At 43.1% G+C, this 14,832-nt stretch carries 13 protein-coding genes and 1 other RNA gene; 4 read left to right on the top strand and 10 right to left on the bottom strand.

The genetic code is table 11. The annotated features are described in order from the left end of the window. Nucleotides 1-93: 93 nt before the first annotated feature. Nucleotides 94-1,752, bottom strand: coding sequence for a 2,3-bisphosphoglycerate-independent phosphoglycerate mutase (gene gpmI, locus B4K26_RS04020; RefSeq protein ID WP_296243708.1), 1,659 nt, complete (start codon nt 1,750-1,752; stop codon nt 94-96). Nucleotides 1,753-1,998: 246 nt separating this feature from the next. Between gpmI and ssrS the strand changes: the two genes are divergently transcribed. Continuing rightward, a non-coding RNA gene (gene ssrS, locus B4K26_RS04015) (6S RNA) lies at nt 1,999-2,194 on the top strand. Nucleotides 2,195-2,340: 146 nt separating this feature from the next. On the opposite strand, the gene B4K26_RS04010 is transcribed toward ssrS, so the two are convergent. Then, complete coding sequence (locus B4K26_RS04010) at nt 2,341-2,964, bottom strand: FxsA family protein (protein ID WP_296243706.1); 624 nt, start codon at nt 2,962-2,964, stop codon at nt 2,341-2,343. Between the two features lie 153 nt (nt 2,965-3,117). Here B4K26_RS04010 and ruvC point away from each other — a divergent pair, with 153 nt between their 5' ends. Beyond that, on the top strand, nt 3,118-3,702 hold the full coding sequence (ruvC, locus tag B4K26_RS04005) for a crossover junction endodeoxyribonuclease RuvC (RefSeq protein WP_296243705.1): 585 nt from the start codon (nt 3,118-3,120) through the stop codon (nt 3,700-3,702). A 148-nt stretch (nt 3,703-3,850) separates the two neighbouring features. On the opposite strand, the gene B4K26_RS04000 is transcribed toward ruvC, so the two are convergent. The 5 genes from B4K26_RS04000 to B4K26_RS03980 all read right to left on the bottom strand — a co-directional run bounded on the left by B4K26_RS04000 (nt 3,851) and on the right by B4K26_RS03980 (nt 9,784). Further along, nucleotides 3,851-4,807 carry an META domain-containing protein gene (locus tag B4K26_RS04000; RefSeq protein WP_296243704.1) on the bottom strand — a complete coding sequence of 319 codons (957 nt, stop codon included), beginning with the start codon at nt 4,805-4,807 and terminating at the stop codon, nt 3,851-3,853. A 333-nt stretch (nt 4,808-5,140) separates the two neighbouring features. Further along, on the bottom strand, nt 5,141-5,797 hold the full coding sequence (locus B4K26_RS03995; protein WP_296243703.1) for a glutathione S-transferase family protein: 657 nt from the start codon (nt 5,795-5,797) through the stop codon (nt 5,141-5,143). A 336-nt stretch (nt 5,798-6,133) separates the two neighbouring features. Further along, nucleotides 6,134-6,772 carry a peroxiredoxin gene (locus B4K26_RS03990; protein ID WP_296243702.1) on the bottom strand — a complete coding sequence of 213 codons (639 nt, stop codon included), beginning with the start codon at nt 6,770-6,772 and terminating at the stop codon, nt 6,134-6,136. Nucleotides 6,773-7,024: 252 nt separating this feature from the next. After that, nucleotides 7,025-7,774 carry a phospholipase D family protein gene (locus B4K26_RS03985; protein WP_296243700.1) on the bottom strand — a complete coding sequence of 250 codons (750 nt, stop codon included), beginning with the start codon at nt 7,772-7,774 and terminating at the stop codon, nt 7,025-7,027. 270 nt (nt 7,775-8,044) lie between these two features. Next, the gene (locus tag B4K26_RS03980; RefSeq protein WP_296243698.1) at nt 8,045-9,784 is read right to left on the bottom strand and encodes a glutamine--tRNA ligase/YqeY domain fusion protein; all 1,740 of its coding nucleotides are present in this window, start codon (nt 9,782-9,784) and stop codon (nt 8,045-8,047) included. A 270-nt stretch (nt 9,785-10,054) separates the two neighbouring features. On the opposite strand from B4K26_RS03980, the gene B4K26_RS03975 reads away from it, so the two are divergent. Both B4K26_RS03975 and B4K26_RS03970 read left to right on the top strand, forming a co-directional pair. Next, nucleotides 10,055-10,561 carry a peptidylprolyl isomerase gene (locus tag B4K26_RS03975; protein ID WP_296243710.1) on the top strand — a complete coding sequence of 169 codons (507 nt, stop codon included), beginning with the start codon at nt 10,055-10,057 and terminating at the stop codon, nt 10,559-10,561. Nucleotides 10,562-10,639: 78 nt separating this feature from the next. Then, nucleotides 10,640-11,482, top strand: coding sequence for a UDP-2,3-diacylglucosamine diphosphatase (locus tag B4K26_RS03970; protein WP_296243697.1), 843 nt, complete (start codon nt 10,640-10,642; stop codon nt 11,480-11,482). A gap of 130 nt (nt 11,483-11,612) precedes the next feature. Here the strand turns inward: B4K26_RS03970 and B4K26_RS03965 are convergent, their stop codons facing one another. The 3 genes from B4K26_RS03965 to surE all read right to left on the bottom strand — a co-directional run bounded on the left by B4K26_RS03965 (nt 11,613) and on the right by surE (nt 14,811). After that, nucleotides 11,613-12,917, bottom strand: a complete 1,305-nt coding sequence (locus B4K26_RS03965) for a lytic murein transglycosylase (protein ID WP_296243695.1) — start codon at nt 12,915-12,917, stop codon at nt 11,613-11,615. Nucleotides 12,918-12,995: 78 nt separating this feature from the next. Then, on the bottom strand, nt 12,996-13,790 hold the full coding sequence (locus B4K26_RS03960) for a peptidoglycan DD-metalloendopeptidase family protein (RefSeq protein ID WP_296243692.1): 795 nt from the start codon (nt 13,788-13,790) through the stop codon (nt 12,996-12,998). Nucleotides 13,791-14,007: 217 nt separating this feature from the next. After that, nucleotides 14,008-14,811 carry a 5'/3'-nucleotidase SurE gene (gene surE, locus B4K26_RS03955; RefSeq protein WP_296243691.1) on the bottom strand — a complete coding sequence of 268 codons (804 nt, stop codon included), beginning with the start codon at nt 14,809-14,811 and terminating at the stop codon, nt 14,008-14,010. Nucleotides 14,812-14,832 lie beyond the last annotated feature (21 nt).

Genomic DNA, 14,832 nt, shown 5'->3' with positions numbered 1-14,832 from the left:
CCAACTTATGGGGTTCAGTTCAGATAGACACTATCTCTCCCCTTTTTTTGAAATTTAAATTTAGCTTTACTGACGTGATATTAAATGATTGACTTATAAGGCTGGAACCAATAAGTTTTCTCCAGTCATCTCTGTTGGCTGCTCAATGTGCATCAACGCCAAAATAGTTGGCGCGATATCACTGAGCTTACCGCCGCTACGGACTTTTACTGCTTGCTCCCCAATATAAATCAATGGCACGTGCTCTGTGGTATGCTGCGTATGCACCTGACCGCTTTCGTAGTCTTGCATCTGCTCGCAGTTACCATGGTCAGCGGTGATAAGCATATCGCCACCTGCAGCCCGTACTGCTTTCTCTACTCGGCCAATGCACACATCTAACGCCTCTACCGCTTTAACCGCAGCATCAAAGATACCTGTATGACCAACCATATCGCCATTGGCATAGTTAACCACTAACACATCGTATTTACCTGACTCAATTGCCGCTACCAACTCGTCCGTAACCTCAGGCGCACTCATTTCTGGCTTTAAATCATAAGTGGCAACATCAGGCGACGGCACTAAAATGCGCGTCTCGCCGTTATACTCTTCTTCACGACCGCCGCTAAAGAAAAAAGTCACATGGGCGTATTTTTCAGTTTCAGCGATTCGTAGCTGGGTTTTGCCTTCATTTTGCAAATATTCGCCAAGCGTATTGGTCAATGAGGTTGGATAATAAGCAATATTGGTTTTTGGATTGCCTGCTAGCACGTCAGAATACTTCGTCAACATCACAAACGCAGCAAGTTTTGGTTGTTTATGACGAGCAAACCCCGAAAACTCATGATCTGGTAGCACAAATGCTTGCGCAAGCTCACGGGCACGGTCAGCGCGGAAATTCATAAAAATAAGCGCATCATTATCATCAACAGTATGAGGCACTTCATCACGACCAACCACCACGGTGGGGTTGATGAACTCATCAGTTTCACGGGCTTTATAAGCGGCCTGTATCGCGCCATCTGCCCGCGTCGCTAAGCGATCAGCTTTTCCTTCGGTCAGTAGCTCGTAGGCTTTTTGCACGCGGTCCCAGCGATTGTCACGATCCATCGCATAATAACGCCCAATAATACTGGCAATTTGGACGCGGCCGCCTTCATAATGGTCATTGAGTTTTGCGATGTGGTCACGTAAACGGTTGATATACTTATCAGCAGACTTTGGTGGCGTATCACGGCCGTCTAGGAAACAGTGAACAAAGACATTTTTGGCGCCGTGTACCAATGCTGAATGACACATTGCTTCGATATGGTCTTGATGAGAGTGGACGCCACCATCTGATAACAGTCCCATAATATGGACGTTACCGCCTCGCTCACTGGCTGCTTTTACCGCATTGACTAACGCTTCATTTTTGTAAAACTCACGATTGGCCACTTCATTTGAGATACGGGTTGAGTCTTGATAAAGCACGCGGCCAGCGCCCAAATTCATATGCCCCACCTCTGAGTTACCAAACTGACCGTCTGGTAAACCGACGTCTTTTCCTGAAGCCGATATCAACCCATGCGGATACTGCTGATAAATCTTATCCAAATTTGGCATATGGGCAGCAGCAATCGCATTATCCTTATCGTCTTCACGATGTCCAAAACCATCTAATATCATTAAGACATGCGGCATTTTTTTATTTTGCTCGCTATCTTGTTTATTATTGAGCTTAGCCTGACTATCGTCGATAAATTCTGATTGTTGCTGATTGTTGGTCATGGATTACCGCTCCTCAAGTGAATGAACGCCTAGAATGCTATCTTAGGATGTTTAAAGGCCTCTATATTAACACATATCTCAAAATAGCTGAAAAATCGTCGTTTAGGCTAAACTTTAAGCACTTGAAAGACCTCTAATTTTCTAGAAAATAGGGTTAATACTCAACATCTTTAATGCTGATAATGACCCCTACGTATCAATCTGTAAACCGTACTTGCAATCACTCAAGTCATTGGTTAAGATAATTATATTCTGAAGTGTTGGCTAGTAGATGTATATTCCCTGAGCCGATAATGCTTTACCAGGATGTGGTACCTATTGCCTCATTGTGTATGCCTGCACTGCTTGCGGTGTCTCAGGAAACCTGCAGAGGCAGTGACGCATCCGCCCTGAACTTCACGGTTCATGGGTCACCATCTTACGGCGGCACTTCGGTTGTTTTATTTAGTTATTGACTGTTTTTCATTCGCTTCATTTATAGAGATAAGCATGATAAAAAATAGTTTTTAACCACTAAAAAGCCTCTTTTATCAATGATAAAAGAGGCTTTTTTTATGGTCGTTTATTGCTTATTTAACAATAAATCCATTATTCATCATTAGCAGATTTGGTGATTTTCTTTACATCTTTAGGGACGTTTTTGGCGGTGCCATCAACCGTCGTATGCTGTTTAAACACATTACCGAATGGGTTTTGTTGCTGCTGACCAAACGGATTTTGGTTGTTCATGCCGCCTGGGCCGCCAAATGGGTTCTGACCACCCATGCCACCAAACGGATTTTGGCCGCCGCCCATTTGTCCACCCATCTGTTTTGCCATCATTTCCATCATTTTTTGCTGATTATTCATGACATAATTATTGGCAAAGTCTTTGAGTTTTTTCTGCACTGGCGGTAATATAACTAATAACGCTAATAAATCACTAAGCACACCTGGAATTAGTAGCAAAATGCCCGCGGCTGCCATAGCCACGCTTTTAATCATAGTGGATTCTTGCGGACGCATTGCTGGGTTCATCATTCCACCAGCTTTCATTTGCTGTGCCATTGGATTGAGTGCTGCCATACCTTTACGCACGAGCGAGATACCGATGACGGCGGCGATAATAAACCACATAAACACCCACCAACCGCTCATAAATTGAGCAAGTAAATACCACAGTAGCATCTCGATAATAAACCAAACGATGGCAATACCAACTATCTGACCCATAAAGTGTCGTCCTATAAGATAAAATCTAAAAAATTAAGCGCCATGCAAATTAATATGGCTAACATATGATGTATATGGGGATTGATTGCTATACTATCAAACTTACGGCTGATTTTTAAGCCATAAAACAAAATGTAAGCAAGACGGAATACTATGGCAATTATTATCGGGATTGATCCGGGTTCGCGCATGACCGGTTATGGCATTGTTCAACAAACTGGTGATAAACTGACCTATATTGACGCAGGCACCATTCGTACAGATACCAAAGAGATGCCGGAACGCCTAAAGCGTATTTTTAATGGTTTGACGCGTATCACCCAGCACCATTTAAAATATACCGATGAGCCTATTTATACGGCCATCGAGCAAGTATTTATGGCAGAAAACCCAGACTCAGCTTTAAAGCTTGGTCAAGCTCGCGGTGCGGCTATAGCAGCAATGGTCGCACTCGATTTAGAAGTATCCGAATACACCGCTCGCCAAATTAAACAAGCTGTTTGCGGCTATGGAGCAGCGGCAAAAGAGCAGGTGCAAGAAATGGTCTGCCGCATCCTGTCTTTAGAAGTTGTACCGCAACAAGATGCCGCTGACGGCTTAGCCTGCGCCATTTGTCATGCGCATTCAAGCCATTCAATGAACAAACTGATATTAAACAGCGCCATGCGTGGTCGCGGTGCTTCGAAGAAAAAAGGCCGCTGGCGTTTGACCGAAGAAGACTTAGGAAATTTGCGTTAAAAAATAAGTTCGCAGTAAAGTGATAGAAGTAATAAATATAAAAAAACACGCGTCCAAACGGCGCGTGTTTCTTGTTTAAATTATCTCTTCTATTTGAGTCATCATTTTAAATAATAAAAATGACCAACAAACCTACTCTAACAAAGCATTACTCTACCACGCTACTTTCAATCACTGCATCGAGTACATAAGCATATTCTTGCACTTCTTCATTCTCGTTACCGTCTAACTCATAGCGCTGGAGACGTAGTACTTCATCATGCATGCCATCAGGCTGATAGCCATCGATTTCACCGTTAAAGGCTGACCACTCACCTTCGCTCACTTTAATGCCTTGGTCATCATAGGTAATGGGTTTTACTTGAATACACATCTCTGAGCCACCATTGGTGCAGGCTATTTTTTTAGCATTTACTGCCCAAAATACCGTTTCACCTTTACTATTATATTTGGCTTGCGAAGTCAGCTTTCCTGCCCAAACTAACGTCGCCGCGTCGCTTGTGATTTGCGTTAAGACTGGTTGATGACTTTCAGTTGTTGCGCTATCAGCATTACTATTATTGTCTTTGCTGTCTAAGACTAAGGTCAATTGACTTTCACCTTGCATCAGCTCATTCAATTGGTTTTCAGCCTTATCAAGCTCACCGCACGACATTTTGGTGCTCATACCGTCTTGGATGGTCAACGTCTGACCTTGAAGCTGATAACTTGCGCTCATGGTATTGCAGCCCACACTATAGTTTAGGCTATTCTCGCCTTGGTATTGACTAAAGGTCAAGCGCACTTGGTCTTTTATATCTGACAGCAGATTTAACGGCTGGGCGTCTTTATTTTCCACAGACATGAGTGTCCAGCGATAACGTGACAGACGGGCTATCATTTGTTCTTCAGCGCTTACCTCATCTGTTACGGCCTCATCGTTTGTTATGGCATCAGACGCCGTAACGCTACCATCTACACCGCTGTTATTCATACTGCTCTCGTCTTGTACATTACTTGTATTAGGCCCAGAAGCATCTTGGCATGCCCCTAGCACCAAACTTGCCGCTAGGATACTTGGCAATAGAGCCAATCTCGCTAGAGAGGTGATAAAAGATGATTTCATAAAAGACAGCGTTGTAAAAGATACCGTTCTAGAAGACGAGGCCATAGCAGTCATACCTTGTGGTTAAACTTTTTATAATCTATTTTTACAATTCAAGGAGTAATTTTATCCCCTTATCTAAAGCATATTACCCAGAGCGTAATAATTTGACTACTATAACGCTGATGACTACTGGCATTGTTACGAAGTGTTTAATTTTATATCTTGATAGTAACTGATATTGTTTATTTTTCTGATTTAACAATGAAAAAAACCTTAAGTAGCTAACCATCACATCGGCTACTTAAGGCTATAGGTAAACACTGCTGAATGATAAATCGGCGTTTATTCTACTCACTCATGATCAGGTTTGGCCTTTGCCATATTTTTAATACTAAAACGCTCATTCATCATTTGATAAAATCGCGCAAGGTTTTCACCTTGCTCATTCGGGTTCACTTTAAGAAGTTTGCCAAAATCTAATCCTAAATATAGCACAATATCAGCAAAGCTTAATTGATCACCAATCAGATAGTCATGACCTTTTAAGGCGTTTTCAAAATAAGGCAACGCTTTTACCGCTCGAGCGATGGATGGCCCCACAAATTCTGGCACTTGTTCAACTCGCTGCGCTTTTGATGGATGACTGTGCTGAAATGCCAGCATAAAGTTATACAATACTTCAAACTCAGCGATACGACGCATCGAACACACTTGAGCACGCTGTACCACGTCATTTCCCATCACCGAACGCTCGCCATATACTCTATCGAGATATTCACAAACGGCTTGCGAATCATTAAGTATGGTGCCGTCATCTAACTGTAATACAGGCACCGTCTGCATCGGATTTATTTTGGTAAATTCATCAGACATCTGCTCGTTAGTAGCAAAATCAATATCGACGACATCAAGATCATCCATGTCATCAACATCGATACCTTTTGAGGCTAGTAGAATAAGCGCTTTACGCGGATTCGGTGCAGTTCGGGTGACATATAATTTTTTCATGACAAACTCCTTGTAAGGTAACGCTAAAAAGCGACTCAGCGCCATTAAATTTTATAATAAACAAACTTAATTATAATTTTAAAAAACTATCTTCTCATAGCTAACTTCTCATATAAACAGTGAGCATAAAGCATGAGTAAAATTCAATTCTCTAAGCGGTATATAAACTCACTCTCCCCATCATAGCAAAACCTTGGCGCTGCTTGTTATATGTATCTAGTTAACTCCAAATAAAACAGCCATAGGATATTTTTATACCGAGCTCATAATAGTAAAAAGCCCCATAACCATTCGTTATAGGGCTTTTTATGATTAATAAATGATCAGATTCACTGCTTACTTATTAGGAGCTGGTGTGGTACGGAGATAAGGCTTAACTTCGGTATGACCTTTAGGATAATTGGCAGCGATATCTTCATTTTTGACGCTTGGAGGAATGATAACGTCGTCACCCTCTTTCCAATCAACTGGCGTTGCGACATTATATTCATCAGACAATTGCATCGCATCGATAACACGGACGATTTCATCAAAGTTACGACCACAGCTGGCTGGATACGTAAGTATTAAGCGTACTTTTTTGTTAGGATCAATGATAAACACACTTCGAACCGTCGCTGTATTATCAGCATTTGGATGAATCATGTCATATAAATCAGCAACGTTGCGATCAGAGTCAGCGATAATAGGAAAGTTAACGGCTGTGCCTTGGGTTTCTTCAATGTCCTTTGCCCAGCCTTTATGATCCTCTAATCCATCGACCGATAATGCGATTGGTTTAACATTGCGCTTTTGGAACTCGCCACCCAATGCTGCCGTACGCCCAAGCTCGGTGGTACACACTGGCGTATAATCTGCAGGATGTGAAAATAAGACGATCCAGCTATCTCCAGCCCAATCATAAAAGTTGATATCACCTTCAGTGGTTGACGCGTCAAAATTTGGTGCGGTATCACCTAAACGTAAATTTGCCATGCTTCATTCCTTATTTATGTTAGTAGTGAGCTCTAAGATCCAAACACATTCATGCGCTCTATTATTATAAACGTACCTAGCTATCAACGTACTCAGTCAATACTACACAATAACTCAACGTACGTCAGCAAGAATTCTCTTTTATCTTAGCAAATTGGTTATGAATGTCTTGTGATGGATTGTAATGCGCTTATTCCATTTATTACTAAGTAACTCATGAATAAGCGATCTAATAGCAAATTTAAATCCTCATTAGATAACCATTCCTGAATCCCACAAACAAAACTCACCAAATTTACCACGTTTACTGGTTCCGCCAGCGGCACGTCCAGCATCTGTTAATAACAGCTCCCCTTCTTGCTCTTGCAGATAGCCAGCCGTCAATAATTTGTCATTTAACGCTTGTGTCTTTAATCCTAACTCTTTAGCAAGCTTTGCGGTCGTTAGTTTAGAATAATTAGGCGTTTCGTTAGAAGTCGCCGTGTTATTGATAATATTGTTTTTAGATGGCGTATTAGCACTCGCTGTATTATCAGTTCTACTTTCAGGCTCAGTCACTTTCTCAAGCGACATGCGCACTTCATCACTAATACGAATAATACGCTGTGCTTCTTCATACGTATCAGCATAGAGCTTAGCGTCTTCATTACGATAAATTAATACGCCCATCTCATTATTATTGACTTGACTAAATTCGTAAAGGTTCAAACTGGTGATAATACATTCATTTTCGTTGATGTAGCATTTAGCATGTAAGTTTTTGCAAAAACTGGTACGAATAAAGGTTAAATTTTTAAGCCAATTTATTTCTTCAGGGTGCAAATCATTTTTACCATAGACAATTCGAATATCAATCTTGAGACGATTACGGTCTTCTAAGAGCTCTTTAATACGTTCATTAAGCTTTAGATATGGACTAATAATAATTAGCCTATCAGACGCATTTTTAATCAATTCTTCCAAATGATAAGTCGTACCGCTACTGTTTAAAAACTTTGCCATTTAACTACCCTCACCCTTTATTATTAAAATCCATGCTTATACAAAAAAACCCATCCCTAGCGTACTAGAAATAGGCAATTTTGAAAACTACTATTGTGGAGTATTGTCTTAAACACTGGTTCAACATAAAATCAATAATGATGTGCGCCTGATATAGACTTTCCTTGCTTGCTGTTATCACAGAGGCTACGAAAAATTCATCTCAGCCGCCCTGGTCACACTGTCTCGATTTTAATGTGAGTTCACTATAGTAGAGCTAATAACTATAATTTAAGCCGGTTTATAGCTGTCGCGCAGGCTAACGATTTGGTTAAATACAGGCTTGTCACTGCTGTGATCTTCACTATCGGCAATAAAATAGCCTTCACGCTCAAACTGAAATCGTGTGCCTGCATCAGCATTTGCCAATGACGGTTCAACCACAGCGTCCAATTCAGTCAGCGAATTGGGATTTAGCGCTTCATGAACGTCAGGAACACTGCTTGGGTCTTCCGCGCTAAACAGCTGCTCATACATTCGTACCGTCGCTGGAACGCCTTGGCTTGCTGAGACCCAATGAATGACGCCTTTTACTTTTCGGCCTTCAGGGTTATTACCCAAAGTCGCAGGGTCAATCGTTGCTTTGAGTTCAACAACATTACCCGCATCATCTAGCACGTGCTCAGTGACTGCCAAGACATAGGTATTACGCAAACGAATTTCATTTTTCTCTGGTGATAAACGTTTATAACCTGCCGGCGGTTCAATCTCGTAATCGCCTTGGTCAATATAGAGGGTTTCGGTAAACGGTATTTCACGTTCACCCATATCGACATTCGGATGGTTTGGTTGCGTCAACCATAAAGTCTGTGCATCTTCATCCCAGCGTGCATTAACGCTGTCGGCTTTTTCAGTTTCCCAGCTGCTAACCGCTTCGCTAAAGTTGGTAATGGTAACCTTTAATGGCTTTAATACCGCCATACCACGCCCTGTGGTGGCTTCTAATGACTGACGAATACTAAATTCTAATAGACGAAAATCAACGACGCTGTCTACTTTGGTCACGCCAACGCGCTCACAAAAATCACGTAAACCTTCTGGCGTGTAGCCACGGCGGCGCATTCCCGCAATCGTTGGCATTCGCGGATCATCCCAACCACTAACGATGCCTTCATCGACCAGTTGCTTAAGCTTGCGCTTACTGGTCAGGGTATGGTCGACGTTTAGGCGGCTAAACTCATATTGATGTGGCGGCACGTCAAAGCCAATTTTTTCAACCGCCCAATCATAAAAGGGGCGATGGTCTTCAAACTCCAGCGTACATAATGAGTGAGTAATACCTTCAAGCGCGTCAGAGAGCGGATGAGCAAAATCATACATCGGATAAATGCACCATTTATCACCCGTTTGATGATGTTCTTGATGCATAACGCGGTAGATAACAGGGTCGCGCATATTCATATTTGGACTTGCCATATCAATCTTGGCGCGCAATACCGCTTCACCTTCGGCGTATTTACCATTTTTCATATCATCGAACAGTTTCAAGTTTTCTTCGACACTGGCGTCACGCTGCGGCGAGGACGTTCCTGCTTCGTTAAATGAACCACGGTTATCGCGGATTTGCTCAGGAGACTGCAAATCTACATATGCATCGCCTTGCTCAATTAATTGCACTGCCCAAGCGTAGAGCTGGTCAAAGTAGCCTGACGCATGATGCGCATCCCCTGCCCAATCAAACCCAAGCCATTTCACATCGTTTTTGATATTATCGATGTAGTCTTGCTTTTCTGCCGTTGGGTTGGTGTCATCAAAGCGCAGGTTGCAAACGCCACCAAACTCTTTGGCGATACCAAAGTTTAAACAGATAGATTTGACATGGCCCAAATGCAAGTAGCCGTTTGGCTCAGGCGGAAAGCGGGTGACGATTTGAGGGTATTTTTGCGCTTTGACATCGTCGCGAATGATATTACGAATAAAGTCATTTTTTTGTTCGTTTTTTTGTACATTGTTGCTTGAGTGCTCACTCATCGGGTATTGCTCCTAGCGCAAGTTTTCAGTGTATAACGCGCGTCATTACGCTTTATAGAAGGTTTAAAATAATAAAGTTTAAAACAATCAATCAAAAATCACTGGTAAAAGATAACGTTGCGTTATTCTATCAGCTTTTGCAAAGGCATTAACAGCCTGATACATGACAGACGACAAAAAAGCCGTTAGACTAGCCATAACTTTTTAGTCACCACTCAAAACAGTGCTATTTATAGCGCTATAATCAAAAAGGAATATCACATGGTAGACATGCCACCAGTAGTAGAACTTGACACCAATATGGGTGCGATCGTTATCGAACTCAATGAAGAAAAAGCCCCAAAAACGGTCGAAAACTTTTTAAACTATGTTAAATCTGGTCATTATGACGGTACGATTTTCCATCGCATCATTGATGGCTTTATGATTCAAGGTGGCGGAATGGACGCTGACATGAATGAAAAAGCAACCAATGCGCCAATTGAAAACGAAGCCGACAATGGTTTGAAGAATGATAAAGGTACGATTGCAATGGCGCGTACACAGGACCCGCATTCGGCAACCAGCCAGTTTTTTATTAACGTAAAAGACAATGACTTCCTAAACCACTCTGGCAAAAACATGCAAGGTTGGGGCTATACGGTATTTGGTAAAGTCACCAGTGGTATGGACGTGATCGATAAAATGCGCGGCGTACCAACGGGCCGTTTTGGCATGCACGCTGATGTGCCAAAAGAGCCAGTAATCATCAATTCAGCGACTATCATTACGCGATAATAGTTTCTTGGTAGACAATATAGAATAAGCGTTTTATTTTTAATAGCCGCTTATGATAATTCATAAGGAAAAAGATAAATGCAAACCTTTAATCATTTAATCACAACCCGCCCTCATGAAGTGCGGCAAGTTTTGATTAGCGATTTGCATTTATCGCCTGAAGAGCCTGCCTTAGTGCAGGCTTTTTTGGCACTGCTTGATGATTGCCTTGCCCTGCCTCAGCTTAAACGATTATTTATCTTAGGCGATTGGTTTGAGGTTTGGATCGGTGATGATGGGTATTTGTCACTGTCAGAAGAAGAAAAAATAACGCATTGGCTCACCCCGCTTATCGTTAAATTAAAAAAACTGCGAGTCGCTGGCTGTGAGATATTGGTCATGCATGGCAACCGTGATTTTCTGCTAGGTCAGCCATTTTGCAGTCTATTCGGCGGTGAGCTCATTTATGAGCCCTATACCTTAACCGTCGGACGGCAGAATTATCGTTTAGAGCACGGTGATGCATTGTGTACTGATGATAAAAAGTATCAGTTCTTTCGAAAAATGATGCGTAATCGTTTGACCCAGTGGTATTTACTGAATAAATCACTGGAAAAACGCTTGGTTATTGCCGATAAAATGCGCCAAAAAAGTCAGCAAAACAATGCCAATAAAGCCGCTTATATCATGGATGTCAATGATAATGCGGTGCTACAAGCCATAACAGACAGCGATGCGTTACTACATGGTCATACCCATCGTCCAGATATTCACCAAGCTACCAATGATAAAAAACGCTACGTGCTTGGTGATTGGCGACTGTTAGATAAGGATGCAAGCCAGACAAAGGTCAGCGCAGTGATTGGGACAGTGACGGCAGATTCGAACTCAGACGATAATGGCGCTAAATTTGGAATGGTTGAGTTTACCGTCACCCTTTAAACGTCTGCTCTTAACTTTCAAATCATAAAAAAACTCCGTCATTAACGGAGTTTTTTATTCATCAACATCATTATTTTTTAAACAACAGCCTAAAATAACGATTGTCCAAAAACAGTGACTTTACTCTGTCTCACCATCCCGCCAGTGAAGACGCACTACGCTGAGTGATAAAACCATCTGGGGTTTGACCATTGTCTGCTTGCCAGCGCTGGAATGCCTTACGAGTATTAGTACCGACGATACCATCGGCGCCTTTTGTATCATAACCTGAGCTGGTCAAGCGCTGCTGTAAATTACGAACTTGAGCGGTCGATAATGGTCGCTCATAGCGCGGCCATGATTTTCGTAAGCCACCTTGTCCAGCAATGGCTTTACCCAATAAGCTGACACCAAGCGCATAATTTGATGAATTATTATAAACCTTTATCACATCGAAGTTCGGACTGAGTAGCAATACTGGACCGTCTTTACCCGCAGGCAGCCATAGTTCCATTTGAGTATTACCATCTAAGGAGACATCAGCTATAGTATCCACGCCCATCGCCGCCCATCTGGCAGCCGTTTGCTTGGTACCAACGGTCGAATAATCAAATGACGACGGAATAGTCGCTTCATAAAACGGCGCCAAGCCACGCACCCAACCTGAATTGCTCAGATAATTGGCAGTAGAGGCTAAAGCATCGCTTGTTGACCATGGGTTTCGGTGACCGTTACCATCGCCATCAACGCCGTGCTTCAGCCACGTATCAGGGATAAACTGCGTCTGCCCCATGCCGCCTGCCCAAGAACCATCGAGCTGAGACCAAGAAACATCACCACGCTGCAATAAGGTTGCTAAAGACAATAGCTGGGTTTCAGCAAACTCTTGGCGGCGACCATCATAAGCAAGGCTGGCAAGCGAGCTTGGAATGCTGCTATTGCCCGTTACAGCGCCATATGACGACTCCATGCCCCAAATCGCGGCGATGATTTCTGCATTGACGCCATACTGCGATTCTAATTGCGACAAAAACGCCCGTTGTTCAGCAAATTTACGCTTACCCATGCTCACGCGTCCATCTGACACGGCAGAATCAGCATATTCCCAAGGCATTTTAGAAAACTCTGGCTGTCCTGAATCCAGCGAGATGACTTGCTGGTTTAAATAAGCAGAATCAAGCAAACGGCGTACCGTCGAGGCATCATGACCCGATGCAATCGCGCGCATAGAAAAATCCGACTTCCAATCAGAAAAACTGTTATAGCTTGGCTTGGCAACTGGCCGCGGCTTGACGACTGGTACGGGCGTTGGCTTCACTTGAATGGTTTGGGTTTGGGTAATTTGCACATTACCTTGGCGTACAGGTTTACTTGGCTTTTGCATTGCTTGCTGACTGGTACAGCCGACCATGACTAAAGCTGGAAACAGGGTAAGGTATTGCTTTTTTAATAACATAAAATTCTCAAGTATCAATAAGTAAAGTAGCCAAGCAGTTAAAAGCGACTATTAGCCACTAGCAAAATTGCCGTAAATTTAACGTCCTAGTACTGCGCGCGGATCGATAGGATTACCATTTAAGCGCACTTGGAATTCCAAGCCGACTTGATTGGTTTCGCCGCTGCTACCCATATTTGCAATACGCTGACCGCGCTCTACTGCCTCACCTTCTCTGACCAACAACGCACTATTATGCGCATAGGCAGTAATATAATTATCGCTATGACGAATCATAATTAGGTTGCCATACTCGGGCAGCCCGTCACCTGCATAAAGCACGGTTCCTGATTGACTAGCAAGTACAGGATCGCCCATACTTCCCGCAAACCACATTCCCATGTTGCCAGTGGCGGCGTCAAAGTTACGGGTCACTTGGTTACGACTTGGATACTCATAACCTGACGTTGCGTTGGCTGTCACTTCGTAGACTGGGGCTTGTGAATAATTTGGGGTGCTGGTCACTGGCGGCGTATAGGTTGGCCGTGTCTGCGCAGGCGCATTGTAACGATTGTTATTGGTAGCTCGTACAGGCTCACCTTGCCATAATTTGAGCCATTGACCAGTATAAATCGTATATTTGCTGTCTAAGCCATTTAGCGCCCCGATTTGACGATAATTTAGGCGATAGCGCTCAGCAATTTGGCTGACGGTATCGCCGCGCTGTACATGATGATAATTGGGAACGCCTTGTCCGTTGGTGATGATCCTAGGTCCTTGATTGGGGCCTTGGTAAGTGGGTTTGGTGGCACAGCCGACCATCGTCAATGTTGCTGCTAACGTACCCATCAAGGCCACTGTTGCCATGCGCGATCCAGCAATAAGCTTCTTCATACAGATTTCCTATTCTTTACGTTACTCACAAACTCCTTGTGTTATTCACAAGCATTTTGCTAACTGTTATACCGTTTAATATTTCGCCAATAGTCAATAACAAATAAACAGTCAATGGCTTAATGACGCTTTTGTGTCTATTTGCTCATACCGACATGTTTATAATTTGCGATTATTTATAAGTTACGTTTATGGCTACTCACTTATAAAACCAACCTTACAAAACCAGCGCCGAAAGTGTCTCTAATGCTGCGTCTGGCGTATGATGCAATCGCACAGGTGATAGACTAATATACCTTGCTGCCACCGCTTGGTCATCCGTCATCTTTATTATTAATGTCTCAAGACTTTCATTTTCTGCTAATAACTCTTGTTGGCATTGGCGTTTGCGTAGCGATAACCAGTAGGCATCACGCCCACGCGGGTCAACCATATGATGGACAGGACGCGCTATCTGACTGTGACCGAGCGCCGTTATTTTTCGACCTTTAATCGCAGCAGCACTTTTAACATCAGGAATATTAACGTTTAATACATGATAGGGCAAATTTTTGCAAGCATCTAATATTGATGTACCCGTCAAGAGTTTGACTATCTCATTGGCTGCCATTTGATAATGGCCGGCCTGCTCTTGCCCTTCACCGTTAACGCCGCCCACTAAGGAAGTGGCAATTGCTGGCATGCCAAAAAGTTGTGCGGTCAAAGCGGCGCCAAAGGTACCCGAAAATAAAACGTTCTGCCCGAGATTGGCACCTGAGTTGATGCCCGTAATTACCCAGTCAAAACTCGTATGACGATAGAGTTCATGTAACGCCAAGTAGATGCAATCAGCAGGCGAACCATTCACCGCAATAAAACCAGAATCGAGCTTGTGCGTATATAACGGCGCTGAGATACTCGGGGCGCTTGAGCAGCCACTTCGCTCATCACTTGGCGCGACCACCACAACCTCTGCGGTAGTAGACAATGCCTGATAAAGTGCTAATAATCCTGGAGCGTGTACCCCATCATCATTACTCAATGAACTACCCACTACCTAAAG

This window comes from Psychrobacter sp. UBA6766 (genome assembly GCF_002453355.1).
In the GTDB taxonomy this organism is placed as follows: Bacteria; Pseudomonadota; Gammaproteobacteria; order Pseudomonadales; family Moraxellaceae; genus Psychrobacter.
This window is presented reverse-complemented; position numbering and strand designations above follow the sequence as displayed.